The 24,106-nt window shown below is 60.5% G+C and carries 22 protein-coding genes; 14 read left to right on the top strand and 8 right to left on the bottom strand.

All coding sequences use genetic code 11. The annotated features are described in order from the left end of the window. Nucleotides 1-213 precede the first annotated feature (213 nt). On the top strand, nt 214-432 hold the full coding sequence (locus AB7M25_RS13755) for a DUF2970 domain-containing protein (protein ID WP_429389016.1): 219 nt from the start codon (nt 214-216) through the stop codon (nt 430-432). Between the two features lie 5 nt (nt 433-437). On the opposite strand, the gene AB7M25_RS13750 is transcribed toward AB7M25_RS13755, so the two are convergent. Further along, nucleotides 438-1,523: an ABC transporter substrate-binding protein gene (locus tag AB7M25_RS13750; protein ID WP_454237463.1), complete on the bottom strand. Its 1,086-nt coding sequence runs from the start codon at nt 1,521-1,523 to the stop codon at nt 438-440. A gap of 523 nt (nt 1,524-2,046) precedes the next feature. Here AB7M25_RS13750 and AB7M25_RS13745 point away from each other — a divergent pair. Both AB7M25_RS13745 and AB7M25_RS13740 read left to right on the top strand, forming a co-directional pair. Further along, the gene (locus AB7M25_RS13745) at nt 2,047-3,705 is read left to right on the top strand and encodes a nitrite/sulfite reductase (protein ID WP_102699683.1); all 1,659 of its coding nucleotides are present in this window, start codon (nt 2,047-2,049) and stop codon (nt 3,703-3,705) included. After that, nucleotides 3,689-4,183 (top strand): DUF934 domain-containing protein, encoded by a 495-nt coding sequence (locus AB7M25_RS13740; RefSeq protein WP_007976503.1) that lies wholly within the window; start codon nt 3,689-3,691, stop codon nt 4,181-4,183. Before AB7M25_RS13745 ends, AB7M25_RS13740 begins: the two co-directional genes overlap by 17 nt. A gap of 53 nt (nt 4,184-4,236) precedes the next feature. Here AB7M25_RS13740 and AB7M25_RS13735 read toward each other — a convergent pair whose 3' ends face one another. From AB7M25_RS13735 to sohB, 3 genes are all read right to left on the bottom strand, one after another. Next, the gene (locus tag AB7M25_RS13735) at nt 4,237-8,118 is read right to left on the bottom strand and encodes a dermonecrotic toxin domain-containing protein (protein ID WP_454237462.1); all 3,882 of its coding nucleotides are present in this window, start codon (nt 8,116-8,118) and stop codon (nt 4,237-4,239) included. Next, nucleotides 8,115-8,852 carry a hypothetical protein gene (locus tag AB7M25_RS13730; protein ID WP_454237461.1) on the bottom strand — a complete coding sequence of 246 codons (738 nt, stop codon included), beginning with the start codon at nt 8,850-8,852 and terminating at the stop codon, nt 8,115-8,117. The genes AB7M25_RS13735 and AB7M25_RS13730 overlap by 4 nt, the downstream gene beginning before the upstream one ends. A gap of 341 nt (nt 8,853-9,193) precedes the next feature. Then, a complete protein-coding gene (sohB, locus tag AB7M25_RS13725; protein ID WP_046038501.1) occupies nt 9,194-10,216 on the bottom strand; it encodes a protease SohB in 1,023 nt (340 codons plus the stop codon). A 201-nt stretch (nt 10,217-10,417) separates the two neighbouring features. Between sohB and AB7M25_RS13720 the strand changes: the two genes are divergently transcribed. The 5 genes from AB7M25_RS13720 (at nt 10,418) to AB7M25_RS13700 (ending at nt 14,936) form a co-directional block, all read left to right on the top strand. Beyond that, the gene (locus tag AB7M25_RS13720; protein ID WP_429389025.1) at nt 10,418-11,128 is read left to right on the top strand and encodes a histidine phosphatase family protein; all 711 of its coding nucleotides are present in this window, start codon (nt 10,418-10,420) and stop codon (nt 11,126-11,128) included. Between the two features lie 64 nt (nt 11,129-11,192). Beyond that, entirely contained in the window at nt 11,193-11,507 is a 315-nt protein-coding gene (locus AB7M25_RS13715) for an SCP2 sterol-binding domain-containing protein (protein ID WP_007976511.1), read from the top strand. 237 nt (nt 11,508-11,744) lie between these two features. Next, on the top strand, nt 11,745-12,608 hold the full coding sequence (locus tag AB7M25_RS13710; protein ID WP_429389027.1) for a LysR family transcriptional regulator: 864 nt from the start codon (nt 11,745-11,747) through the stop codon (nt 12,606-12,608). A 106-nt stretch (nt 12,609-12,714) separates the two neighbouring features. Further along, on the top strand, nt 12,715-13,860 hold the full coding sequence (locus AB7M25_RS13705) for a sterol desaturase/SRPBCC family protein (RefSeq protein WP_429561207.1): 1,146 nt from the start codon (nt 12,715-12,717) through the stop codon (nt 13,858-13,860). Further along, entirely contained in the window at nt 13,857-14,936 is a 1,080-nt protein-coding gene (locus AB7M25_RS13700) for an SMP-30/gluconolactonase/LRE family protein (RefSeq protein ID WP_429389031.1), read from the top strand. The genes AB7M25_RS13705 and AB7M25_RS13700 overlap by 4 nt, the downstream gene beginning before the upstream one ends. 121 nt (nt 14,937-15,057) lie before the next feature. Here AB7M25_RS13700 and AB7M25_RS13695 read toward each other — a convergent pair whose 3' ends face one another. Beyond that, complete coding sequence (locus AB7M25_RS13695; RefSeq protein ID WP_173677945.1) at nt 15,058-15,219, bottom strand: hypothetical protein; 162 nt, start codon at nt 15,217-15,219, stop codon at nt 15,058-15,060. Nucleotides 15,220-15,328: 109 nt separating this feature from the next. Beyond that, on the bottom strand, nt 15,329-15,562 hold the full coding sequence (locus AB7M25_RS13690; RefSeq protein WP_104448376.1) for a DUF465 domain-containing protein: 234 nt from the start codon (nt 15,560-15,562) through the stop codon (nt 15,329-15,331). Between AB7M25_RS13690 and AB7M25_RS13685 the strand changes: the two genes are divergently transcribed. Then, nucleotides 15,561-15,737 carry a hypothetical protein gene (locus AB7M25_RS13685; RefSeq protein ID WP_429394641.1) on the top strand — a complete coding sequence of 59 codons (177 nt, stop codon included), beginning with the start codon at nt 15,561-15,563 and terminating at the stop codon, nt 15,735-15,737. The two genes, AB7M25_RS13690 and AB7M25_RS13685, sit on opposite strands and share 2 nt — an antisense overlap. 43 nt (nt 15,738-15,780) lie before the next feature. Further along, nucleotides 15,781-16,302, top strand: a complete 522-nt coding sequence (locus AB7M25_RS13680) for a DUF4142 domain-containing protein (protein WP_454237460.1) — start codon at nt 15,781-15,783, stop codon at nt 16,300-16,302. 563 nt (nt 16,303-16,865) lie between these two features. Here AB7M25_RS13680 and AB7M25_RS13675 read toward each other — a convergent pair. Together AB7M25_RS13675 and AB7M25_RS13670 are read right to left on the bottom strand one after the other, a co-directional pair. Next, entirely contained in the window at nt 16,866-18,977 is a 2,112-nt protein-coding gene (locus AB7M25_RS13675; protein ID WP_454237459.1) for an ATP-binding protein, read from the bottom strand. Between the two features lie 279 nt (nt 18,978-19,256). After that, nucleotides 19,257-19,946, bottom strand: a complete 690-nt coding sequence (locus tag AB7M25_RS13670) for a GntR family transcriptional regulator (protein ID WP_007973313.1) — start codon at nt 19,944-19,946, stop codon at nt 19,257-19,259. 140 nt (nt 19,947-20,086) lie between these two features. On the opposite strand from AB7M25_RS13670, the gene AB7M25_RS13665 reads away from it, so the two are divergent. The 4 genes from AB7M25_RS13665 to AB7M25_RS13650 are packed head-to-tail and all read left to right on the top strand — an operon-like array spanning nt 20,087 to nt 23,961. After that, complete coding sequence (locus tag AB7M25_RS13665; protein WP_454237458.1) at nt 20,087-21,172, top strand: ABC transporter ATP-binding protein; 1,086 nt, start codon at nt 20,087-20,089, stop codon at nt 21,170-21,172. A gap of 1 nt (nt 21,173) precedes the next feature. After that, nucleotides 21,174-22,091, top strand: a complete 918-nt coding sequence (locus AB7M25_RS13660; RefSeq protein WP_007995937.1) for an ABC transporter permease — start codon at nt 21,174-21,176, stop codon at nt 22,089-22,091. Then, a complete protein-coding gene (locus tag AB7M25_RS13655) occupies nt 22,088-22,876 on the top strand; it encodes an ABC transporter permease (protein ID WP_429394649.1) in 789 nt (262 codons plus the stop codon). The genes AB7M25_RS13660 and AB7M25_RS13655 overlap by 4 nt, the downstream gene beginning before the upstream one ends. A gap of 17 nt (nt 22,877-22,893) precedes the next feature. Further along, nucleotides 22,894-23,961 (top strand): extracellular solute-binding protein, encoded by a 1,068-nt coding sequence (locus tag AB7M25_RS13650; protein ID WP_454237457.1) that lies wholly within the window; start codon nt 22,894-22,896, stop codon nt 23,959-23,961. Nucleotides 23,962-24,106: the final 145 nt, after the last annotated feature.

The raw sequence follows: 24,106 nt of genomic DNA, 5'->3' as shown, positions 1-24,106 counted from the left end.
TGAATGCTGGTTCTTTGGTGGGCAATGGTAGACATGTGGTCTCTCCTGGCAAGTGGAGCGACAGGACACCATTGCGGGAGGACCGGTTTGCGGTAGATAGTTATCGCAATGACGCCAGTTTGTTACCACCGGCTTCAATGGCATGGCTCACGGCTGCAGCATGAATCGCCGGATTGGCTATGCTCTGAGGACATTCTTTTTGGCGAGGGATTTATGGACGATCCGGTCGACAACAAGCCGCCGACGTTCTGGCAGATGCTGCACAGTGTGTTGGCGGCAGCATTTGGAGTGCAGAGCGGGAAGAACCGCGCGCGGGACTTCACTCACGGCAAGCCGAGTCATTTCGTGATTCTGGGGATTGCCTTTACGGTGGTGTTCGCTCTGGCGCTGTTCGGCATCGTCAAACTGGTGCTGCTCGTGGCCGGGGTCTGAACCGTTCAGTGCATCAGGGTTTGCAGGCTGAAGGGGTAGCGATAGGACGTAGGCCGGCCCTTCGCCGACAACTTGTGGAAGTTCACGCCGAAGTCTCGTGCGCTTGCCATGGCCAGCAATCGCCGGGCCTGGGTGCGGTCGATCAGTTGTAGCAACGGTATCTGTCGGTCGCGCCCGCCATACTGGCTGACGTCGACGCCCTCATCGTAGTCGTGCAACTGCACCAGCGCCCAGCCACCCAGACTGAAATGCCCACCCAGCAGCACGCTCAGTCGGTTGTCCAGCAGCGCCTGCAACGCCGCCGGAGAATTGTTGATGGCACCGAACAGCGCACCTTTACCGGGAACGCCGCCGGTTTCGGCATAGGCCTGCATGACGCCGAATGCCATCTCGTCATTGGCCGCCCAGACCAGCGACGTCTGCGGATAACGCTTGAACAGCAGCTTGGCCTGTTCATAGGCGCGCTGGCGGGTCCAGCCGCCGTACACCAACTGCCGCAAACGCACTTCGGGGTGCTCGGCCAATGCCCGGCGCATGCCCTTTTCACGATACTGTGCGGATGGCGTGATCTTCAACCCGGAGAAGGCGAGCAAATCGATCGTCTGCCCGGGGGCAACCGGGCGGTGCAAGCGAATCAGCTCCTTGAGCATCAGGTAGCCGCCCTCCTCGTCGTTGGGTACCAGGCTGCCGAGCAAATCGGGGTACTTGTCGGGTCGCGCCTCCACCAGTTTCATCTGGTCGGGCGTCAGCGCGTTGTTGACCATGAACAACTTGACCCCGCTGCCCCGGGCGAGGCGCAGGATTTCCGGAGCGACATATTGCTCGTTGACGAACACCAGGTAGTCGGGACGATGGGTACTCTGCAGTGCTTCGCGTGCCTGCTTGATGGTGTTTTCAGCAACCCGGTCGGAATACTGAATGCGCAAGTCCATATCCAGGTCGGTGGCCGCCGCCTGCATGAATTGCGAGTAACTCACCCAGAAAGCTTCCGTGGCGGTTCCAGGATTCAGGAACAGCACTGACGCCGCCTGGGCATAAGGTCCCACGACCATGCCCAGCGTCAGTAATGCGCCATACAGAAACTTCAACATTGGTCGCCCGAGCCCCCGGAAATTCGCCGCGCATTATAGCCAGCGAACGTCCGTAAAACGGCGATTTTTCCGGTTTTTGTCGGACAATCGTCGGAACCGGGCCCGGACGGGGTCGCTTATTGGTGGCTGACCCAGAAAACCGCCGTCCCCACGACCAGGATGATCAGGAACAAGATTGCCCAGGCATCTACGGTGCTATCGCTTTTCCGTGCTTTGGTTGGGTTGCTCATTGCATCGCCTCTTGTCGGTTTTATCGGTGATTGCATAAAGACTCGAGCAGAGTAAAGACGACGATTGCCCGCATCACAAACAGGGTCTTTGCAACAACGATTCTCATTAGGCGATTTGGTTCTTTACATATGCTCAAACATCACTTTTACGCATAACTGCAAACTGGTATCTTGCCCCGGCTCCGTAGGGAGTGCGCGGCCGTGCGCGCAGAATTGCCGAGGTTTTATCGGACGCCAGCCAGCCAAAAAACGCCGCTGTTTCCGACCGGCCCAAGCCTGAGAACAGGACTTATATGTACGTATACGACGAATACGATCAGCGGATCATCGAGGACCGCGTCAAGCAGTTCCGTGATCAGACCCGACGCTATCTGGCAGGCGAGCTGAGCGAAGAAGAATTCCGCCCCCTGCGCCTGCAAAATGGCCTTTACATCCAGCGTTTCGCACCGATGTTGCGAGTCGCCGTGCCTTACGGCCAACTGACTTCGCGGCAAATGCGAATGATGGCCAAAATCGCCCGCGACTACGACAAGGGCTACGCCCACATCAGTACCCGGCAGAACGTGCAGTTCAACTGGCCGGCCGTGGAAGACATTCCGGACATTCTCGCTGAACTGGCCACCGTGCAGATGCACGCGATCCAGACCAGCGGCAACTGCCTGCGCAACGTCACCACCGACCAGTTTGCCGGTGTCGCCGCCGATGAACTGATCGACCCGCGCCCATGGTGCGAGATCGTGCGCCAGTGGACGACTTTCCACCCGGAATTCGCCTACCTTCCGCGCAAGTTCAAGATCGCCGTCAACGGTTCGACGTCCGACCGCGCCGCCATCGAAGTCCATGACATCGGCCTTGAGCCGGTGCACAACGCCGCTGGCGAACTGGGCTTCCGTGTGCTGGTCGGTGGTGGTCTGGGCCGTACGCCGGTGGTGGGGGCATTCATCAATGAATTCCTGCCATGGCAAGACCTGTTGAGCTACCTCGACGCCATCCTGCGGGTCTACAACCGCTATGGCCGTCGCGACAACAAGTACAAGGCGCGGATCAAGATCCTGGTGAAAGCGCTGACCCCTGAAGTCTTCGCGCAGAAAGTCGACGCGGAAATGGAGCACCTGCGCGGTGGCCAGACCACGCTGACCGAAGCCGAAGTGCAGCGTGTCGCCAAACATTTCGTCGACCCGGACTACAAGGCGCTGGACAACCAGTCCGCCGCCCTGGCCGAGCTCGACCTGCAGCACCCGGGCTTCGCCCGTTGGCGCGCACGCAACACCCTGGCCCACAAGAAACCGGGCTACGTGGCCGTGACCTTGTCCCTCAAGCCTACCGGCGTTGCACCGGGCGACATCACCGACAAACAGCTCGACGCCGTGGCCGACCTGGCCGAGCGTTACAGCTTCGGTCAACTGCGTACCTCCCACGAGCAGAACATCATTCTGGCCGACGTCGAGCAGGACAAGCTGTTCGTCCTGTGGGGCGAGTTGCGCGAGCAAGGCTTCGCCACGCCGAACATCGGCTTGCTGACCGACATCATCTGCTGCCCGGGTGGCGACTTCTGCTCCCTGGCCAACGCCAAGTCGATCCCGATCGCCGAATCGATCCAGCGCCGTTTCGACGACCTGGACTACCTGTTCGACATCGGCGAGCTGGACCTGAACATCTCCGGTTGCATGAACGCTTGCGGCCACCACCACGTGGGCCACATCGGCATCCTCGGGGTGGACAAGAAAGGCGAAGAATTCTATCAGGTTTCCCTCGGCGGCAGCGCCAGCCGTGACGCCAGTCTGGGCAAGATCCTCGGGCCGTCCTTTGCCCAGGAAGCCATGCCTGACGTGATCGAAAAGCTGATCGACGTGTACATCGAACAACGTACCGAAGACGAACGCTTCATCGACACCTATCAGCGTATTGGTATCGACCTCTTCAAGGAGCGTGTCTATGCAGCGAATCATTAAGAACAACGAGGTCGTCGACGAGACCTGGCACCTGCTGCCCAAGGACTTCAGCATCGACGAGATCACCAACTGCGACGACTACATCGTCCCCTTGCAATTGTGGCGCGAACACAGCCGTATGCTCCTGGCCCGCGATGGCGGCCTGGGCATCTGGCTGGATGCCGATGAAGAAGCCGAGGAGATCGGTGAAGACGTCGCGCAGTTCCAGGTCATTGCCCTGAACTTCCCGGCATTCACCGATGGTCGCAACTACTCCAACGCCCGACTGCTGCGTGACCGCTACGGTTTCAAGGGTGAATTGCGGGCCATTGGCGACGTGCTGCGTGACCAGTTGTTCTACATGCATCGCTGTGGTTTCGACGCGTTCGCCATTCGCCCCGACAAGGATCCGCACGAAGCCCTGGAAGGTCTCAAGGACTTCTCGGTGACCTATCAGGCCGCGACCGACGAACCGCTGCCGCTGTTCCGTCGCCGCTGACCGTCACCCCTTGAACCCCGGCCCCGGGGTTCAAGGGTTTTTTACCCCTCGCGCTAGAACACCGGATGATCCGCCAGCGGAATCGGCCGTCCCATGGCGACCCAGTCACGGTACAGCCGGACTCGTTCTTCCAGCACCACGAACATCCTGAACGGGTTTTCTGCATCGCCAACCCGCGTTTCGATACTCTGACGCAACCAGCCCCACAACTCCTCTGACGTATCCGCTTCGTGCAGCAAGTGCCACACACGCGCCTGCAGCGACAGATAGCCGACCTGGAAATCCGCCGTCAGGCTCAATCCATCCATGACCCGCAGCAATGTACTGCCCGATGGCTTGACGGCCAGTCGTTGCCAGATCTGTTGCCGCGCCTCGCGCACACTTTCGTCACCCTCCTCCAGCCAGGGCGTCACACTGCCGTAATCGGCACCCGGTTCACTCAGCCACAGGTTGATGCCGGTACGCTCGCGATGATCGACCAGGCGCAGCAAGGTATCTTCATCCGTCAGCGGATTACCCCACAGTTTCACCCGGTCCCGGGAGACCGCCTGATTCAGTATCGATTCGGGAACCCGGCGGATCCGGTTGCCTCGCAAGTCGAGCGAGGTGAGGTACGGCTGATCGGTGATGCCTATCGGACAACGGCTGATCCCGGTGTTTCTCAGGTTCAAAACACGCAACTCATTGAGCCCCAGGACAACGGGCGGGACGGTCAAGGGGTTGTCACTCAGGTCCAGCGTTTGCAAACTCACCAGATCATCCAACTGTGCCGCCGTGTTCTCCTGAAACTTCAGCAAAGTGGTACTCAGGTTCAGCGTAGTGAGACGGGTCATTTGCCGAATCGGTGGAGGCAACACACCCTCCAGTTCGCCATCTGCGTTGAGTAGACGCAGGTCGACACGCGCCAGGTTCAGGGAACGCAGGTTCGGAAAACTTTCGAGAAAGGCGCTCAGGCTCTCGCGCTCGACCAGGTGCAGGCCCTGCATCGATAACTCGACGACCTCATTGAAGCGTACGTTCATCGTCGGCAACCGATGGTAGTCCTCGAAAGCCAGGTCCAGCCTGTAACCGGAGAACACCTCACCCGACATCACTCTATTGATCCGGGGCGGGCATTTATGCCAGATGCTCATCAGTTCATCGCCCAGTTCGGTCCGTGTTTCACGCTCGAAATCGATCACGGTTTGCAGCAGTTCGACATTGTGTGCCGCCACCTGCCCGGGGCTCATGCCCGCTGCATCGTCATCGCCCACGGCCAGAAAATCGATGTCCATGTCATCGGCATCCAGCACGGACTGGTCGATCCACTGGCGCAGATCGGCATGCAACTGCTGCATCTGCGCTATCAGGCGATCCACCAGTGCCGGAGCCCCGGCACCTGCTTCAGTCAGCAACTCATCCGCCTGGGCATCGGTGAAATCCGGATACAGATCCTTGACCTGCAGACGCATGACTCCGTGGGTCAGCGCTGCGGCCTGTGGCGTGTTCGGGAAGCCGCCACCGCGCAACCCTCCGGCTTCGAAAGGCAACCGCGAATCCATTCGATTCAAGCCGAGTATCAACTCGGAACGGGACAAGGCATGACCGCCAATGCGCAACCGCAACTCGCTGGCAGCATCCGGCGAGTGAAGCGACATCGCCGTACGTTCCTCCACGGACAATAGGTCGACCAGCGCGGTAAACAGATCCGAACCCTCACCGTCGGTAGCCGCCACTGCGGTGTATCGATAGCGGTCACCGACCTTGATCAAACGCCGGCAATCCGTGGAATCGAGCGGGCCGCAGCGGTCGAGGACACGGCCACTGATTGCCCCGTCGAGTACCTCGATGCGCAGGCCTTGCGGCCAGTCGGGCAGGCGCTGCAGGGAGTGTAGTGCCAGGACATCGGTTTCGGGGTGCTGGACCGAGCGCAAGTACAAACCTTCATAGGCCCGGTTGAGCCGTACATGTTGTTGGTAGTCCCGCGATTTGTTGTCCAGTCGCTTGAGCAACTGCAGCGCCTCGTCAGCGTCGAAGGGCCGATGGATATCAACTCCCGAACGGTCGAGGATTTGCTCCACGGCGCTTTTCGGCAATCCTTGGTATTCGCGCTGAAACAGGCGAACCCATTCCTGCTCCGAGTGCTGGAGCGCCTGATAGCGGGCGTTGAACAATCCGGCCCGTGCTTGCGCATCGGCGACGGCTTCGAGTTCCTGATCGAGCTTGAAGCGTGTGATGGTATCGGCCAGCAACGGCGTTGTTGGGCGCCCCGCCTGCATCAGGCGCAGCATATCGTCATCGACCGTGCTGACCCGGGCGATCTGCCCCAGTACCTCGTCACTGAAGGCAGCATGGGGTGCGCAAACCTCACGCAACAGCGCTACGCGGGTCGACACCGGAACCGTTCCGGCTACGGGCTTGGCCAGCGTACCGGGATGCGGCTCGCTCGCGGGCTCTCCAGGCTCGTGCAGGGTTCCGGCGATTTTTTCTTCGCCCTTGAGTGCCACCACGGCCCCGACCAGCGGGAGCGCATTGAGCAAGCCGAACACGGTGCGCGTTACGCCCTCGGAGCGCTGCTCCGGTGTCTTGCCGTTGATGGCCTGATCGAGGCCATAACCGGCATCGATCAGGCCGGCCAGCACCAGGACGCCCTCGCCTCCCGGAATGAACAATGCCAATGGCCCGAACCGGTTGATCCAGCGCACCAGCGGTTCCACCACCGCGCTCAGGTTGTCGCGATTGACCTGGGCATCGTCACGGATGGTTTTGACGCTGGCCATCGAGGCCTGCTTCATGGCCAGCACCAGTTGCGCGAACGGATCGGTGCCGGAGGGAGCGCGCTCAAGATCGATGTAATCCTGCGGGTCCCAGAAACCGTCGTCGTTGAAGAGCCCGGCGCTCCTTTTCAGCCAGTGTTCGTTCGGGTAAACCGCCATGCCCTCCAGCGCGGTCGACACGCCCGCATGGAAGGTGCCGTCTTCCCGATCGTTCTCGGCAAAATGCGCGAGCAGCGCCTGGCGTGTGGCCGGTACCTGGCCCTGGGCCACGATCCATTGACGCAGGTGCCGCCAGTCGGTGAATTCATGCAAGGGTGAGGAATTGCCCGGGATATTCAGCAGGACCCGGCCGCTGTGACGGTGGCGATAACACCAGATATCGTCCGACGTGTAACGATAGATCGTCAGCCGACCGGCCTCGATCGGCGCCCTGACACGAGTCGGCGCCTGTAGCTGATCGATGGTCAACGCACTCCATACCTGCCCCGCTGGCAAGCCGGCGGCCTGCATGGCCAGGGCCAGGCCTTCCTGACTCAAACTGCCCTCCTGGTGTTGCAGACAGGCGCTCATGATAAAGGCGGCCTTGGCCGAGGTTCTCAGGTCGTAAGGCGCCGCCTGGACGATTCGCTTATCGGAGGGCCAGGTGCGATCAAGGTAAGCCTGATAGCGGGTTTGCAAATCCAGCTCCCACACCCACTGTTTGAACGCCGCCGGCCTGAGGGCAATTAGCGTTGCCGGTCCATACACCTGGGGCGTGGCCTGGCGATAGATGCCTTCGTAGGTATGGTGGTTGCCATTGCCGTGGTCGGCGAATTCATCGACATGCTCCACGATGCGAATGGACGGGCCGACATCGGGCGGTGTGTACAAGCCGAACGCGCTTTCGGCGAAGCGCCCGTCGCCGACGGTCTGGTAGTTCTCCAGCAACGCCTGGACCAGGGTTTGGGTGCTTGCCACCTGACCTTGCTCGATGCCGTCCTGCGGCGGGTGCCCGTGGTAGTGGTAATCCAGGGTGACCAACCGCGCGGTTGGCGGGTCGATGTCTTGCCCCCATTTCTCCTTGATCAACTGTGCACCGAACTGCTCGGGAGACTGCGGTAAAGCCGCGCTCACCACAGACTGCAGTGTTTCGCGCAATGGCGCAGGCTGGGGGTTTAGCGGTGTCTGATGGTCATTCATGTGCATTCCATGGCAACTATTTCTGGAACACCAACATAACCAGCCGCCGCGTTGCCGAAAGCAGGAACGATCGCCTGCCGACTACAGAGATTTCGCCGTGCGGTGGAGGACCTCGGGCAAGCGTTCGCAGGCAAAAAAAAGTTCTTCACACCCTCCCGGGAAACTGTAGGAGCCAGCTTGCTGGCGATGGACTCCTGTGCGCCGCGTTTATCCAGTCCACACGCGTAATCGTTAACGACCATCGCTGGCAAGCCAGCTCCCACAAGGGGCCCTGCCCACGCTGAAACTGTAGGAGCCAGCCTGCTGGCGATGGACTCCTGTGCGCCGCGTTTATCCAGTCCACACGCGTTATCGTTCACGACCATCGCTGGCAAGCCAGCTCCTACAAGGGGCCCTGCCCACGCTAAAACTGTAGGAGCCAGCTTGCTGGCGATGGACTCCTGTGCGCCGCGTTTATCCAGTCCACACGCGTTATCGTTCACGACCATCGCTGGCAAGCCAGCTCCCACAAGGGGCCCTGCCCACGCTAAAACTGTAGGAGCCAGCTTGCTGGCGATGGACTCCAGTGCGCCGCGTTTATCCAGGTCACACGCGTTATCGTTAACGACCATCGCTGGCAAGCCAGCTCCTACAAGGGAACATGCCCACGCTGAAACTGTAGGAGCCAGCCTGCTGGCGATGGACTCCAGTGCGCCGCGTTGTTCCAGTTCACACGCGTTATCGTTAACGATCATTGCTGGCAAGCCAGCTCCTACAAGGGGCCCTGCCCACGCTAAAACTGTAGGAGCCAGCTTGCTGGCGATGGACTCAAGCGCGCCGCGTTAATCCAGGTCACCCGCGTTATCGTTAACGACCATCGCTGGCAAGCCAGCTCCTACAAGGGAACATGCCCACGCTGAAACTGTAGGAGCCAGCCTGCTGGCGATGGACTCAAGCGCGCCGCGTTCATCCGGCTCACACGCGTTATCGTTAACGACCCTCGCTGTAAATGAAGCGCCCTCCAAACCAGTGAAAACACCAAAAAAAAACCGAGGCAAATGCCCCGGCTGGATGTTTGGCAGAATTTCCTGGCCCGTTACCAGAAACGTTGCTGGGTCAAACGGCTCCACCAACTCAACAGCACACGATCGACCGAGCCGCTGGCGGCCATGCCGATGCGCTCCGGCAGGCTTTTGCGTTCGGCGTAATGCAAGTGATAGAGCTCGGACTTGCTGGCGCGCTCAGCGAGGTATTCATCGCTGGTCTTGAGTTCGTCGACCAAGTGCTTGTCCAGCGCCGCGACGCCGAGCCAGATTTCGCCGGTGGCCACTTCATCGATCGCCAGTTGCGGACGGTAGCGCGACACGAAGTTCTTGAACAGTTGATGGGTGATGTCCAGGTCTTGCTGGAACTTCTCCCGGCCCTTCTCGGTGTTTTCGCCAAACACGGTCAAGGTACGTTTGTATTCACCGGCGGTCAGCACTTCGAAGTCGATGTCGTGCTTTTTCAGCAAGCGATTGACGTTGGGCAACTGTGCCACCACGCCAATCGAGCCGAGGATCGCGAACGGTGCGCTGATGATTTTCTGGCCGATGCACGCCATCATGTAGCCACCGCTGGCCGCAACCTTGTCGATGCACACGGTCAGGGGCACTCCGGCTTCGCGGATACGCGCCAGTTGCGAGGAGGCCAGGCCGTAGCTGTGAACCATGCCGCCGCCGCTTTCCAGGCGCAGGACCACTTCGTCCTTGGGTGTGGCGAGAGTCAGCAAGGCCGTGATTTCGTGGCGCAGGCTCTCGGTGGCCGAAGCCTTGATATCACCGTTGAAATCGAGCACGAACACCCGGGGTTTGGCCTCGGGCTTTTTCTTCTGCTTCTTGTCGGTCTTGGCCTGGGTCTTGCGCAGGGCCTTGAGCTGATCCTTGTCGAGCAAGGTTTGCTCCAGGCGTTCGCGCAGCCCTTTGTAGAAATCATTGAGCTTGCTGACCTGCAACTGCCCGGACGACTTGCGCCGCCCCTTGCTGCGCAGGGCCGCAAAACTGGCCAGGACCACCAGAATGGCGATCACCAGGGTCACGGTCTTGGCCAGAAAAATGGCGTACTCGGAAAAAAACTCCACGGGGACTCCTCAAACGATGCGCGGCTTGAACGCGCGCGGGATACCTCCAGCATACCCATGCGCCGACCTTGCGACCAGCCGTGAAACCTCTGGCAACGGGCCTGTAACGGGCATTTCAAACAAGCGTATGTTTTTTCATTGACAGCTCACCGCCATCCTCATAACCTCGCCAAACCTTCAACGTACCGGGATGACGCGGACGTGGGCAGTATCTATTTGATTCGACATGGCCAGGCCTCCTTCGGTGCAGACGACTACGACGTCCTGTCGCCGACCGGCATCCGTCAGGCTGAAATCCTTGGCCGGCACCTCGCCGAACTCGGGATCAGCTTCGACCGCTGCCTGGCAGGGGATCTACGCCGCCAGCAGCACACGGCCAACAGCGCGCTGGAACAATTCGCCGCGGTGGGCCTGCCGGTGCCGCTGCTGGAAACCGACTCCGCCTTCAACGAATTCGATGCCGACGCGGTGATCCGCGCGCTGTTGCCGGCCATGTTGCCGGACGAACCCGAAGCGCTGAACATCCTGCGCAACGCCGCGCAAAACCGTGGCGAGTTCCAGCGCATCTTCGCCCTGATCATCGAACGCTGGCTCACCGGTACCTACGACACACCGGGCCTGGAAAGCTGGCTGGGGTTTGTCGAACGGGTGCGGGCCGGCTTGCATCGCATCCTCGACCAGGCCGACAACACCCAGAAAATCGCCGTGTTCACCTCCGGCGGCACCATCACCGCCCTGCTCCACCTGATTACGCAAATGCCTGCCCGGCAGGCCTTTGAATTGAACTGGCAAATCGTCAACACCTCGCTCAACCAGCTGAAGTTTCGTGGTCGCGAGGTGTCGCTGGCTTCCTTCAACAGTCATGCGCACCTGCAACTGTTGAAGACCCCGGAACTCATCACGTTTCGCTGAGTCCGGACTATTGTGACCCTGGCAGTAATCACCCTGCTCTTATTACCCAAGAAAGGATCGAACCATGACCTCCGTAGCAGACGCCGTACAAGCAATGAAAGCCAAGTTCAACCCAGCCGCTGCCGCCGGTCTGGACCTGGTCTTCGGTTTCCGCATCGACGACACCAAGAACTTCTCGCTGATCGTCAAGAACAGCACTTGCGAGCTGCAGGAAGGCGAAAACCCGGACGCCCAGGTGACTCTGGTGATGGACGGTGAAACCCTGGAAGGCATCGTCGACGGTTCGACTGACGGCATGCAAGCGTTCATGGGCGGCAAACTGCGCGCTGAAGGCGACATGATGCTGGCCATGAAACTGTCCGAGCTGTTCCCGTCGTAAGCACCTGGCTCCCGGCCTTCGGGAGCGTGCCTGCGGCAAACGAATCCCGCCCCTAGTGGCGGGATTCGTCGTTTTTGCCTGCCCTGTGGCGAGGGGGCTCGCCCTTTCGACTTATCGGAAGGACGCCAAGGGCCGCTTCGCGCCCCAACGGGGGCGAGCCCCCTCGCCACAGGGTATGAGTGGTGCCTGGGAGGTTTGTGCTCTTACAATGCCTCAACCTCCCACACCGGCTGCCCCATGGACATCGACCTCGCCCGCACTTTCCTCGAAATCGTCCGCCATGGCAGCCTGGCTGCCGCCGCGCAAAAGCTCCATGTCACCCAGACCGCGATCACCGCACGGGTGCAGAAACTCGAGAGCCAATTGGGCAGTACCCTGTTCGTGCGCAACCGTGCCGGTGCTCGCCTGACGCCCAACGGTGAAGCGTTCGTGGTGTACGCCAATCAACTGGTGCAAACCTGGGACGCCGCACGGCGTGATCTGCCATTGCCCGAGGGTTACCGCGATGTGCTGCACATCGGTGGCGAGGTAAGCCTGTGTAACCCGCTGATGCTCGGCTGGGCCGGCGAAATCCGCAAGCACATCCCCAGCCACGCCCTGCGCATGGAAATCCATGACGGCGAAAACCTCCTGCGCCAACTGGAGTTGGGCGTTCTGGATGCTGCGCTGGTGTATCAGCCCGAGTATTGGCCGCGTTTGCAGGTCGAGCAGGTGCTCGAAGAAAAACTGATCCTCGTGCGCCTGGCTGACAGGCCCGATCCTTATGTGTACATCGATTGGGGCGCCGAATTCCGGCGCCAGCACGATGCTGCCCTGCCGGAAAAAGCCAAGGCTGCGCTGAGTTTCAATCTTGGCCCGTTGGGCTTGCAGTACCTTCTCGAAAACGGCGGTAGCGGGTACTTCCGCACCCGTGTCGTGCAGAGTTATCTCGATAGCGGTGCCCTGGAACGGGTGCCCAAGGCTCCGGAGTTCAACTACCCGACCTATCTGGTCTACTCCCGCGATCGTGACTCGCCGACGCTGCAACGCGCCTTCGACCTGCTGCGCGAGGTGATCGATTCCGACGAAGACTGGTCGCAACGCTGGGACCCGCTGACCTGAGACCGGTTTGCACCGGATCATGGCCGTTGTGTCCTCAAGGTTCGCCCCGCCAAAACAGCTGAATCGACTAATCTGCAGGAAATAACAATAACCACAGGTGATTGCAGTGAGGCAGACCACCGAAGGATTCCGCAGCCATTACCGCGCCGCCATTCATCCGCTCTACAACCCTTGGCTGCATGGCGCTTTTGTCCTGTTGTTCGGGGCACTGGCGATCAGCGCTTTCTGGAGCAACGTGCATCAGGTACAGCCAGGGGAATGGCTTGCGGTACCCGTCACCCTGCTAGTGTTCAACCTCGGCGTGTACGTGGTGCACCGCCACCTGGGGCATCACAAAAAGCGCTTCGCCCGGCTGTTTTATGCCCGTCACGCCGGCGACCACCACAGTTTTTTCACCCCTGGCCACATGACCTACGACAGCGCCCGCGACTGGCGGGTGATACTGTTTCCGGCCTGGCTGATCGTACTGCACACACTCGCCGTGGCCCTGCCTCTCTGGTGGCTGCTCAAGCCCATCGATACCAACGTCGCCGGATTGGTCGGCGGCGTCCTTGTCCTCGGCTACCTGGCTTATGAGGTGTTTCATGCCTGCGAGCATCTGCCGTCGCACAATCCGCTCACACGGCTGCCGTGGATCCGCCAGATGCGCCGGCTGCACGAACTGCACCACCGCCGCGAACTCATGCAGGAGCGCAATTTCAACATCGTTTTCCCGCTGATGGACTACCTGTTCGGCACCCTCTATTGGGAGCCGGAACCTGTGCCGCTCAACCCGACGAGAACGCCCATGACCCGCATGCAGCATCAGATTGTCATTGCCGGACACCCGATCGATGTATTGGCCTACGCCAGCACCGTGACCCTTTGGCCGCAATGGCACCCGTCGTCGCTGCACATCGATGGGCCCAAAGGTCCATTGCAGGCCGGCGCACGTTTCGAGGAGGACATCCGCGCCGGCGGCCGAGAAGGACACTTGAGCTGGGAAGTGGCGCAGTACCTGCCCGGCCAGCGCTGGAGCGCGCGTGCCCAGGGTGACCATGGCCTGTCGCTGGTGGTGACCTACGAATGCGAAGCCCTGGGCAAAGACACACGTTTCGTCCGTACCCTGGACTACCGATTCAGCGGTCTGGCGATGCGGATTGCCAACCGGTTGTTGCTCAAGCGGCGCATCGACCGGGAATCGGCGGCGTCGATGCAAGCGTTGCGCGAGATGGCGCAGAAATACCTGGTGGCAACCGGAGTCAACGCGTGAGCAGAATCCTCAAGTGCCTGCTGCTGGTCATTGTCGTCATCGGCGCCTTCCTGCTGCTGATGCCGACCAAGGTGCGACCGGTGGCCTGGACGCCACAACCCGCACCGTCCCTCTCCAGCGGCATCTACGCCGACAATCAGCGGCTCAAAGGCGTGGAGCGCGTCGGTGCCGCCGGCATCGACGGGCCGGAAGCCTTGTTGCTGGAAAACGACACGCTCATCACCGGCCTGCACGACGGGCGCCTGATCCGCACCAGCCTGGATGGCAAGACCACCAAAGTCCTGGCCGACACCGGTGGCCGCCCACTGGGCCTGGCCCGGCATCCCAATGGTCTGCTGGTGATCGCCGATGCCGTCAAGGGTTTGTTGTCTCTCGACGCCCAGGGTCGCCTGGTGGCCCTGACCACGGAGGCCGGCGGCGTTCCCTTCGGTTTTACCGACGATGTGGTCATCGACAAACCCGGTCACTACGCATATTTCAGCGACGCTTCGAGCCGCTTCGGTTATGGCCACGACGGTGAGGCCGTACTCGAACACGGTGGTGACGGTCGATTGCTGCGCTACGACTTCCAGACCGGCAAAACGTCGGTTGTGCTGGACAAACTGGAGTTTGCCAATGGCGTGGCCCTGGGACCGGACGATGCCTACGTGCTGGTCAATGAAACCGGCGCCTACCGCATCAGCCGCTATTGGCTCAGCGGCCCCAAGGCCGGCACCCAAGACCTGTTCATCGACAACCTGCCGGGCCTGCCGGACAACCTGTCGTTCAATGGTCACGACCGGTTCTGGGTAGCGCTGTATGCCCCCCGAAACGCCCTGCTCGATGGCACGGCGGCGCATCCGTTCGTGCGCAAGATGATCGTGCGAGCCATGACTGTTCTGCCCAAGCCCGTGGAAAAGCGCGGGTTCGCCCTGGGCCTGGACCTTGAAGGCAAGGTGATCGCCAACCTGCAGGACGGCAGCAGCGACAACTACTCACCGATCACCACGGTGCGCGAGTATGGGGACTGGTTGTATTTCGGTTCACTGAAGGCGCAGAACATGGTGCGGTTGCCTTTGAGCAAGGCGTTGCAATGATCTGTTGAGTTCAACCAAGCACCAATGTGGGAGCGAGCTTGCTCGCGATGGCGCCCGACCAGTCCGCATTTATACCGACTGACCCACCGCTATCGCAAGCTCGCTCCTACAGGGACGGTGTTCACTCTGGATCGATGTCGACACCTTCGTCATCCGGCCATTCATCAATGCCCGGTTCTTCCTCGGGATTGACCGTAGTGTGTTCGGGGCTCAGTGGTTCGGGATGAGTGGGTATCGGGTCGTAGCCACCCTGTTGTTCGCTGGGGTATTTGGGCTGGGTCATGAGGCACCTCGTTGAGAGCCGTAATATCGGTCTCTGAGCATTCGAGGTGCCGGTTCTGGTGGCCGTTCCAACTTTTCAGCCACCGATCGTCGGTGGCAGGCACGCTGGATCAGGACCGCAACTGGAGTTGTTTGACGATCTTGTCCTTGACCTCCAAGCGCTTCGCCTTGAGCTTCGTCACCGCATCATCGCTGGATTTGGCTTCCTCCGCTTTCACCACTTCGGCATCAGCCAGGGAATACTTGTTGATCAGTGAATCCAGTAACGGATCCGTGGTGCGTTTCTGCTGGATTTCTTCCTTTGTGCAACTCAGATCCTGAAAAAGGTCATGGGGCACCGGCATGGAACACCTCCGTTTGTTAATCGGTAGCAAACGCCAACTGATTGCGTTCACCAACTATCAGAATGGCCTCGGTTGGCCCGTTCTGTCGACCACCTGTCAGACCAGCGGTGCCCGTTCGTCGTCCTGTCGCAAATGCGATAAAACCTTTGCCTGCGCCGCCGCCTCCACCGGTTAACGATCACTCGATCACCTTTGAAAGCCTGTGTGGAGAATCACCAATGGACAGACTCAACGTGCGTCACCTGGCCCTGGTTATCGCGATGAGCAGTTGCATGGGCAGTGCCCTGGCTGCCACCTCCAATGACTTTGTCGATAAAGCGGCCGCCGGCGGCATCGCCGAAGTCGAGACCAGCCGGCTGGCTCTGGAAAAAAGTGCATCAGCCGACGTGAAGAAATTCGCCAACATGATGATTACCGATCATTCCAAGGCCAACCATGAACTGGCCGCCCTGGCGAAAAAATTCGACATCGAAGTGCCGGACAGCACAACGCTGACCAAACAAGCCAAGGAAAAAATCCTCGACATGCGCGACGAATCCTTCGACGCGGCCTATGCCGACAACCAGGTCAAGGCCCATGAAGAAACCATCGACCTGTTCAAGAAGGAGGCCAATACAGTGACGGACGACCGGGTCAAAGGCGCCACCGAGCTCAAGGGCTTCGCGCAAAAAATGCTGCCGGCGCTGGAAAAACACCTGCAAATGGCGAAAAAACTCCAGGCCGCGCATCCGAGCAAGTAACTGCGTCGTCCATGCATTCTTGTGGGGGCGGGCTTGCTCAGGTCAGAAAGCATCTCTATTGGATGTACCGGCCTCTTCGCGGGCAAGCCCGCTCCCACAGGTGCCGAGTACAGCCCCAAGAAATTGATCGGCTAGCAGCCCGCCATCGCTGGCAAGCCAGCTCCTACAGAACAGCGGAGGTGCGAACACCCGCTTCTCACCACTCATCAGGCCGAGCGTTAGCTCGCCTGCAGCTCTTGATCTTGATCCACCCGCCCCCTCGGCAGGCTGAGTGGAGGTGTTCATCCGGGGATGGGCGCGCAGCGCCGTTCGACGCAGTCGAACTCATTGCATGTAGGTCGAAGCGAAGCCGACCGGAGGGCAATGCCCCCGGATGAATGCCGGAGCGAAGGTACCCCGAGCCTCAGCGAGGGGCCGTACGTTCGGGGCGAGCGTTTTTTGCTTCCTTTTTTAGGCGCTTGTAAAAAAGGGAGTCGCCGTAAGGGCGAAACCATAAGCCGCCGTTACCGCAGCAACGGATATGTACACAGTCAACAAAAGACAGGCCGCCTGCAGAAATTTTGTCAGCCACCAAGAACCGTCCGCACCATCTGCGTCAACGCTTCAGGACTATAGGGTTTGCTGAGCAAATGGGTATCCGGACTCAGCTGGTGATTGCGCGAGATGATGTCGCGGGTATGCCCCGACGTGAACAGCACCGCCACCGGCGGCTCCTGCACCTTCGCCCAGGCCGCCAGATCCGAACTCTTGATCAGGCCGGGCATGACCACGTCGGTGAAAATCAGGTCCACCGTCACCCCTTCCAGCAACATTTGCATGGCAGTGTCTGCGTTGGTGGCCGTGAGGACTTGATAGCCCTCCTCGCACAACAACTCCACCGCCGACACTCTCACGGCCTCATTGTCCTCGACCACCAGGATGCGCTCGTGCCCGCCCCGTTGCGGCAAATCGGGGCCCGGCGTTTCACTGGGTAGCGCGCGCAAGGTGCGCGGAAAGTACAACTGCACCCGGGTCCCCCGCCCCACGTCACTGGCGATTTCGATATGACCGCCACTCTGCTTGACGAAGCCAAACACCATGCTCAAGCCCAATCCGGTGCCCTGCCCGTCGGCCTTGGTGGTGAAGAAAGGCTCGAACACCTTGGCCAGCACCTGCGGCGGCATGCCGACGCCGGTATCCGTCACGGACACCCGCACATAGTCCCCCGGGGCAATGCCCCTACCGGCGCAAAATGCGCGATCGAGGACGATGTTGTCCGCGCACAGGTCAATCCTTCCCTCGCCTTGAAGAGCGTCACGGGCATTGATCGCCAGATTGAGAATGGCGTTTTCCAGTTGGTTGCGATCAACAAACACATTCCAGGAATCCTCAGGTGCCGTCATGTGCACCTGAAGGGTTTCACCCAGGGCACGCAGCAACAACTCCGCCAGGCCATCGAAAATCTGCCGCAATGTGAAGACCGCGGGCGACAACGGTTGGCGGCGGGCGAACGCCAGCAATTGCGAGGACAACTTGGCACCGCGCTCGACGGCGGCAATCGACGCCGAGACCCGGCGCTGCACATTGGCGTTACCCCGCTCATGGCGCGCCAGCAAGTGCAGGTTGCCGGCGATCACTTGCAACAGGTTGTTGAAGTCATGGGCCACACCGCCAGTGAGGCCGCCGATGGCTTCCAGCTTCTGTGACTGGCGCAATTGCTCTTCCGCCGCCAGCCGCGCCTCGACCTCATCGGCCACCCGCTGCTCCAGGTTGCGGGTGAACTTGAGCAGGGACTCTTCGGCGGTCTTGCGTTCGTGGATGTCGATCAGCACGCCGGGGAAACGAAACGCCTCGCCCTGTTCATTGAACTCGCAACAGCCACTGGCGAGTATCCAGAGGTAACTGCCGTCGGGGCGCAGGATCCGGTATTCGACGTTATAGGGCTCGCCCGTCTCCACCGACAATCTGACGCGCTCCCGGACCCAGCTGCGGTCATCTGGATGGATGCGGCTTTCGGCGATTTCCTGTGACAGGTTTTCCAGGTCTTGCCCGAGGGGATAGGAAAACGTGCGGGCAAAACGCTCATCGCCCGACAGCACGTTGGCCTTGATGTCCCAGACAAAGGAGCCGAGCAATGCACCGGCGTTCAGCGCCAGGCGCACCCGTTCGTTGTCGGCGCGGTAGGCGTTTTCAGCCGCCTGCCGCCGACGTTCGGAGATCACCCGATCCGTAGTTTCCACCACCATGGCCATGACCCCGGCCGGGCGTCCGTCATCGTCGGCTACCGGGCTGTAGTAGAGGTCCATCCAGACATCTTCCGGAACCCCGTCACGCAGCAGCACCAGTTCTTTGTTGCGAAAGGACAAGGTGCCGCCCGCCAGGCAGGTGTCGACCACGTGGCGATTGAATTCGGCGACTTCTGGCCAACCCAGTTCCACGGCGGAGCCGAGCAGGTACGGATGACGCCCACCGGCAAACTTGGAATAAGCGTCGTTATAGATCATGTACCCGGACTGGCCCCAGAGCATCACCATCGGCAGCGGCGAGGCGAGCATCAACTGCACCGCGCTGGTCAGGCTCCTGGACCATGAGTCGAGCGGGCCCAGTTCGGTCCGGCTCCAGTCGAACGCACGAATGCGCCCGGCCATTTCGCCGTTCCACCCGGCACACCCGTGGCTATCCGCTAGAAACTGCATCGGCTGGCTCTATCCCGGTAAATGGCACCCGTTTGTTTCGAGCATGCTGCACGCGATTCGTTTCATAGAGGTATAGCTGATTATCACTGGCATTTTTTTGGCCGAAGAGAACCTTGTGGCGAGGGGGCTTGCCCCCGTTCGGCGGCGAAGCCGTCGTAAAGCCAGTGAATACGGTGTACCTGTGGGACCGAGTTTTCAGATTTGGGGCCGCTTCGCGACCCAACGGGGGCAAGCCCCCTCGCCACAAGATCCGTTCATGAACAGTACCGGCGTAAAACGCTACACCTCAATCAGGTGCTTGAGCGGGTTGTAACTGCTTTTCAGGGTCGCCGCGACATCGAGAATGGCCTTCTCGATGCCATTCAAATGCATGCAGGTCAGCTCGATGGCCGCGCTCTGGTTGCCCGCTTCGATGTATTCGATCAACCGCAGGTGTTCATCGTCGCGGCAGGCTTCGTGGCTGTCGTCATCGAGCGCGGCGGCGTACAGCGACGCCCGGGAGATCAGCTTCTGGAACCAGTCGAGCAGTACCGGGTTGTTCAGGCTGCGGGCCAGTTTGATGTGGAACTCGCCGAGCAGGTGAATCAGCCGTTCGTGATCACCGCTTTGATGCGCTTCATCTTCCAGCAGCAGGTGATCGCGCAGATCCTGGGTCACCGCTGTATCACGGCGACGGCACAGTTCGCTGACGATACCGATCTCGACCAGACGCCGGGTTTCGAACAGCGAGCGGATCTCCTCGTCACTGGGCAATGACACCGATGCACCTTTATTGGGCTCGGTGGTGACCAACCCATCGGCCTCCAACTGCTTGAGCGCAGCCCGCACAGACGTGCGGCTGACGTTGAACAGCTCGGCCAGCGAGGCTTCGCCCAGCTTCATCCCCGGACGCAACGAACGCTTGCTGATCGCCTCGTAAACCCCTTGGTAGACGCGGTCCACCGTGGTTTCCAGTTTCTTTTCCGTCATTCATCAACTCCTAACGCCCTGTGCAAACACCCCTGGCGAATGATCAGCCTTTGAAAAAGGGGCTTGCACGAGCAGGTTAATCCGGGTATTTCTAAATTGCATCCAGATTTTGCATACAATAATTAGAGGAATGCACCATTATGGGTCATCCAGTTGCAATTGAAGTGCGAAACGTCTCAAAGCGATATTCCGACGACCCCGGGCTGGCGCCAGCCCTCGACAATGTCTCTGTCGACATCGCCGACAACGAATTCTTCACCCTGCTCGGCCCCTCCGGCTGTGGCAAGACCACCCTGCTGCGCACCATTGCCGGCTTCGAGCACGTCAGCGACGGTGAGATCCGCCTCGCGGGCGAGCCGGTCAACGATTTGCCGCCGTTCAAGCGTCGGGTCAACACGGTGTTCCAGAGTTACGCGCTGTTTCCGCACATGAGTGTTGCGCAGAATATCGCCTTCGGCCTCGAGATGCAGGGCCTTGATCGCAAACTGATCCCGCAGCGGGTCGAGGAAATGCTCGCGCTGGTGCAAATGCAGCACTTGGCCAAACGCAAACCGGCCGAACTGTCCGGCGGCCAACAGCAACGGGTGGCTCTGGCCCGGGCCCTGGCGCCGAAACCGAAAGTGTTGTTGCTCGATGAGCCGCTGTCGGCGCTGGACCTCAAGCTGCGCAAGGAAATGCAGGTCGAACTCAAGCGCGTGCAAAAAGAAGCCGGGATCACCTTCATTTTCGTCACCCACGATCAGGAAGAAGCGCTGACCCTGTCCGATCGCATTGCCGTGATGTCCGCCGGCAAGATCCTGCAAATCGGTACGCCCAACGAGATCTACGAACGTCCGCAGCACCAGTTCGTCGCGCAATTCATCGGCGACATCAACTTCCTCCCCGGGCACCTCAAGCGCGGCCAGCAGAACGAAAAGCTCTTCGTGCCCAACGGCATGCCCGTGGAAATCCCCTGCCCGGCCCAGGGCTTTGACGGCAGCAAGGTGCAACTGGCGTTCCGCCCCGAGCGTTCGCAACTGGTCGAGCCGTCGCAGCCCCATCACCTGCGCGGCGTGATCGAGGCCGTGCTGTACGTCGGCACGGCCACGCTCTATCAGTGCCGATTGAACAACGACATCAAGGTCATGCTGCGCGAGAACAACGAAGGCCTGAGCCACGGGCGGGTGGTGGGCGATCGCATCGCGGTCAACTTGCCGCCCCACGCCTGCCTGCTGATGGAGGCCTGAGATGAGCGTCAGCAGCACTTCCCCGGCCCTCAACCGCGCGCTGTTGCTCAGCCCGGTCGTCCTGACCCTGCTGGCCCTGATCGCCATTCCGCTGGGCATCATGGGCTACATCAGCCTGTTGCCACGCAACGTCTATGGTGGCGTCGACTGGCAGGCCAACTGGCAATTGCAAAGTTACGTGCAGCTGTTTTTCCAGGAAGGTTTCGACGGTGAACTGGAACTGAACTGGGTCTACGCCCAAGCGTTGTTGCGCTCGGTGTTCCAAGCCGGTGGCACCACGGTGTTGTGTTTCCTGTTCGGCTTTCCGGTGGCGTTGTGGATGTCGAGCCTGACGCCGCGCCGACGCAACCTGATGGTGTTGCTGATCACCATCCCGTTCTGGACCAACCTGCTGATCCGCAACTATGCCTGGCTGATCATCCTGCGTGAACACGGCTGGGTCGCCCAGAGCCTCAACGCGCTGTTCCCCCAGGCCGGCGGCATCACCCTGCTCTACAACGACTTCGCGGTCAGCGTCGGCCTGGTCTACAGCTTCCTGCCGTTCATGATCCTGCCGATCTACTCGACCCTGGAGAAACTCGACTGGCGCCTGGTGGAAGCGGCCTACGACCTGGGCGCCAATCGCTGGCATGCGTTGCGGCGGATCATTTTGCCGCTGTCGATGCCGGGGGTGATTGCCGGTGCCTTGCTGGTGTTCGTGCCGAGCCTGGGTGCCTTCATTACCCCGGCGATTCTCGGCGGTGGCAAGACGCTGATGATCGGCAACCTGATCCAGCAGCAGTTCGGCACCGCGCGCAACTGGCCGCTGGGCAGTTCGCTGTCGTTCCTGCTGCTGGGGATCATGTTGCTGTCCCTGGTGCTCTACGCCCTCTATAGCCGCAATGCCGCCAAGACCCTGCGTCGAGGAGCCCAAGCATGATTGCCCTGCACCTGAAGAAACTGCCGCTGACCCGTGAAGTCAGCCTGTTGATGCTGGCCTATCTGTACTTGCCGATCTTCGTGCTGATCGCCTACAGCTTCAACGCCAACCGTTCGGCGACGGTATGGACCGAGTTTTCGTTCGCCTGGTACGGACGCATCCTGGCCAACCCGTCGATCCAGACCGCGGCGTTGAACTCGATCATCGTCGCCGGCATCGCCACGGTCTGCGCCACGGCGATTGCCCTGCTCGCGGCGCTGGCGACTTACCGGCCGTTCTACGGACAGAAAATGGTCGAAGGCGGGATCAACCTGCCGCTGATCCTGCCGGAGATCGTCACGGCCGTCGCCACCCTGCTGCTGTTCATGGCGCTGGGGATCAAGCTCGGTCTGCTGACGGTGATCGTCGCCCACATCGGCTTTTGCATCCCCTTTGCCTACCTGCCGATCCGCGCGCGGCTCAATGACCTGGACAAGAGCCTGCTGGAAGCGGCGAACGATCTGTACGCCAACCCCTGGCAGGTGTTTCGCCGGGTGACCTTGCCGCTGCTGTGGCCGGCGGTGCTGTCCGGTTCGGTGCTGGCGTTCGTGGTCAGCCTCGACGATTTCATCATGACCTTCTTCGTCGCAGGTCCCGGTTCGACCACCTTGCCGGTGTACATCTTCTCGGCGATCAAGGCCGGCGTGACGCCGGAGATCAATGCGATTTCGACCCTGATGCTGGTGATTTCCATCGTGCTGGTGGTGCTGGCCTTCTGGCTGGGACAGCGCGGCAAACAACAATGAGCCTGGAGGTTACTTTTATGAGCAATAAAGTGAAAAGCATGCGTTTCGCCGTTGCCAGTCTGGCCTTGAGTTGCTTCACCGCACTCACTGCGTTCGGCGCCCAGGCCGCCGAGCCCAAGGAGCTGTTCTTCTACAACTGGACCGATTACTACCCGGTCGACCTGCTGGCCAAGTTCGAAAAGGAGACCGGCATCAAGGTCACCATGGACGGCTACGACAGCAACGAAACCCTGCTGGCCAAACTGCAGGCCGGTGGCGCTGCCTATGACGTGATCGTGCCGTCGCAATCGATCATGCGCACCCTGATCAACCAGGACCTGCTGCTGGAAATCGACGCCTCGGCCCTGCCCAACTTCCAGTACGTCAAACCGGCATTCCGCGACCCGAGCTTCGACCCGGGCCGCAAGTTCTCGGCACCGTACCTGTGGGGCACCACCGGGTTCTCCTATGACAGCGCCCGGGTGCCCGGCGGCAAGCTCGACGACTCGTGGAAAGAGTTCTTCGAACCACGCAAGGAACTGCAAGGCCAACTCGCGGCCCTCGACACCTCCAGCAACGTGATCAACGCCGCCAGCCACTACCTGAATGTCGACGAGTGCAGCGAAAACCCGCAGGACGCCAAGCGCATCCTCGAACTGCTGCAGAAGCAGAAACCCTTCCTGAAGATGTACAGCTCGGACAACACCGTCGACCGCATGGCCTCCGGCGAAGTGATCATGATGCAGAACTGGAACGGCTCCACTGCCCGCGCCACCCTGCAGAAGAGCACCATCAAGTACGTCTATCCGAAGGAAGGCCTGGCCATGTTCCAGGACAACTTCGCCGTACCCAAGAGCGCGCCACACCCCGGCAACGCGAAGATCTTCATCGACTGGATGATGAAACCGGAAAACGCCGCCGCCGTGTCCAACGCCATCGCCTACGACAACGGCATCCAGAGCGACAAGCTGATCGACGCCAAATGGCGGGTGATGGATGCCATCAACATGCCCGACGAATTCGCCTCGCGCCTGCGTCCTGAAAAGGAATGCAGCAACAAGGCGCGGGAGCTGCAGGACCGTATTTGGGCGAAGCTCAAGGGCTGATTGTTTGACTTGAAACCGAGTCGCGGCCATCGCTGGCAAGCCAGCTCCCACAGGGTTTGGTGGTGTTCACAAATTTTGTGCCCAACACAGATCACTGCGGGAGCTGGCTTGCCAGCGATGAGGCCCTCCCAAACACCACAGAATT

It is taken from the genome of Pseudomonas sp. AP3_22 TE3818 (assembly GCF_053628995.1).
The sequence above is the reverse complement of the archived record's forward strand: the minus strand, read 5'-3'. Positions and strand labels throughout refer to the sequence as shown.

Excerpts from the sequence above, each read along its gene's own strand:
- AB7M25_RS13755 (WP_429389016.1), top strand. The coding sequence starts at position 214 with ATGGACGATCCGGTCGACAACAAGCCGCCGACGTTCTGGCAGATGCTG.
- AB7M25_RS13750 (WP_454237463.1), bottom strand. The coding sequence starts at position 1,523 with ATGTTGAAGTTTCTGTATGGCGCATTACTGACGCTGGGCATGGTCGTG.
- AB7M25_RS13745 (WP_102699683.1), top strand. The coding sequence starts at position 2,047 with ATGTACGTATACGACGAATACGATCAGCGGATCATCGAGGACCGCGTC.
- AB7M25_RS13740 (WP_007976503.1), top strand. The coding sequence starts at position 3,689 with ATGCAGCGAATCATTAAGAACAACGAGGTCGTCGACGAGACCTGGCAC.
- AB7M25_RS13735 (WP_454237462.1), bottom strand. The coding sequence starts at position 8,118 with ATGAATGACCATCAGACACCGCTAAACCCCCAGCCTGCGCCATTGCGC.
- AB7M25_RS13730 (WP_454237461.1), bottom strand. The coding sequence starts at position 8,852 with ATGATCGTTAACGATAACGCGTGTGAACTGGAACAACGCGGCGCACTG.
- AB7M25_RS13715 (WP_007976511.1), top strand. The coding sequence starts at position 11,193 with ATGACCTCCGTAGCAGACGCCGTACAAGCAATGAAAGCCAAGTTCAAC.
- AB7M25_RS13710 (WP_429389027.1), top strand. The coding sequence starts at position 11,745 with ATGGACATCGACCTCGCCCGCACTTTCCTCGAAATCGTCCGCCATGGC.
- AB7M25_RS13695 (WP_173677945.1), bottom strand. The coding sequence starts at position 15,219 with ATGACCCAGCCCAAATACCCCAGCGAACAACAGGGTGGCTACGACCCG.
- AB7M25_RS13685 (WP_429394641.1), top strand. The coding sequence starts at position 15,561 with ATGGAACACCTCCGTTTGTTAATCGGTAGCAAACGCCAACTGATTGCG.
- AB7M25_RS13690 (WP_104448376.1), bottom strand. The coding sequence starts at position 15,562 with ATGCCGGTGCCCCATGACCTTTTTCAGGATCTGAGTTGCACAAAGGAA.
- AB7M25_RS13680 (WP_454237460.1), top strand. The coding sequence starts at position 15,781 with ATGGACAGACTCAACGTGCGTCACCTGGCCCTGGTTATCGCGATGAGC.
- AB7M25_RS13675 (WP_454237459.1), bottom strand. The coding sequence starts at position 18,977 with ATGCAGTTTCTAGCGGATAGCCACGGGTGTGCCGGGTGGAACGGCGAA.
- AB7M25_RS13670 (WP_007973313.1), bottom strand. The coding sequence starts at position 19,946 with ATGACGGAAAAGAAACTGGAAACCACGGTGGACCGCGTCTACCAAGGG.
- AB7M25_RS13665 (WP_454237458.1), top strand. The coding sequence starts at position 20,087 with ATGGGTCATCCAGTTGCAATTGAAGTGCGAAACGTCTCAAAGCGATAT.
- AB7M25_RS13660 (WP_007995937.1), top strand. The coding sequence starts at position 21,174 with ATGAGCGTCAGCAGCACTTCCCCGGCCCTCAACCGCGCGCTGTTGCTC.
- AB7M25_RS13655 (WP_429394649.1), top strand. The coding sequence starts at position 22,088 with ATGATTGCCCTGCACCTGAAGAAACTGCCGCTGACCCGTGAAGTCAGC.
- AB7M25_RS13650 (WP_454237457.1), top strand. The coding sequence starts at position 22,894 with ATGAGCAATAAAGTGAAAAGCATGCGTTTCGCCGTTGCCAGTCTGGCC.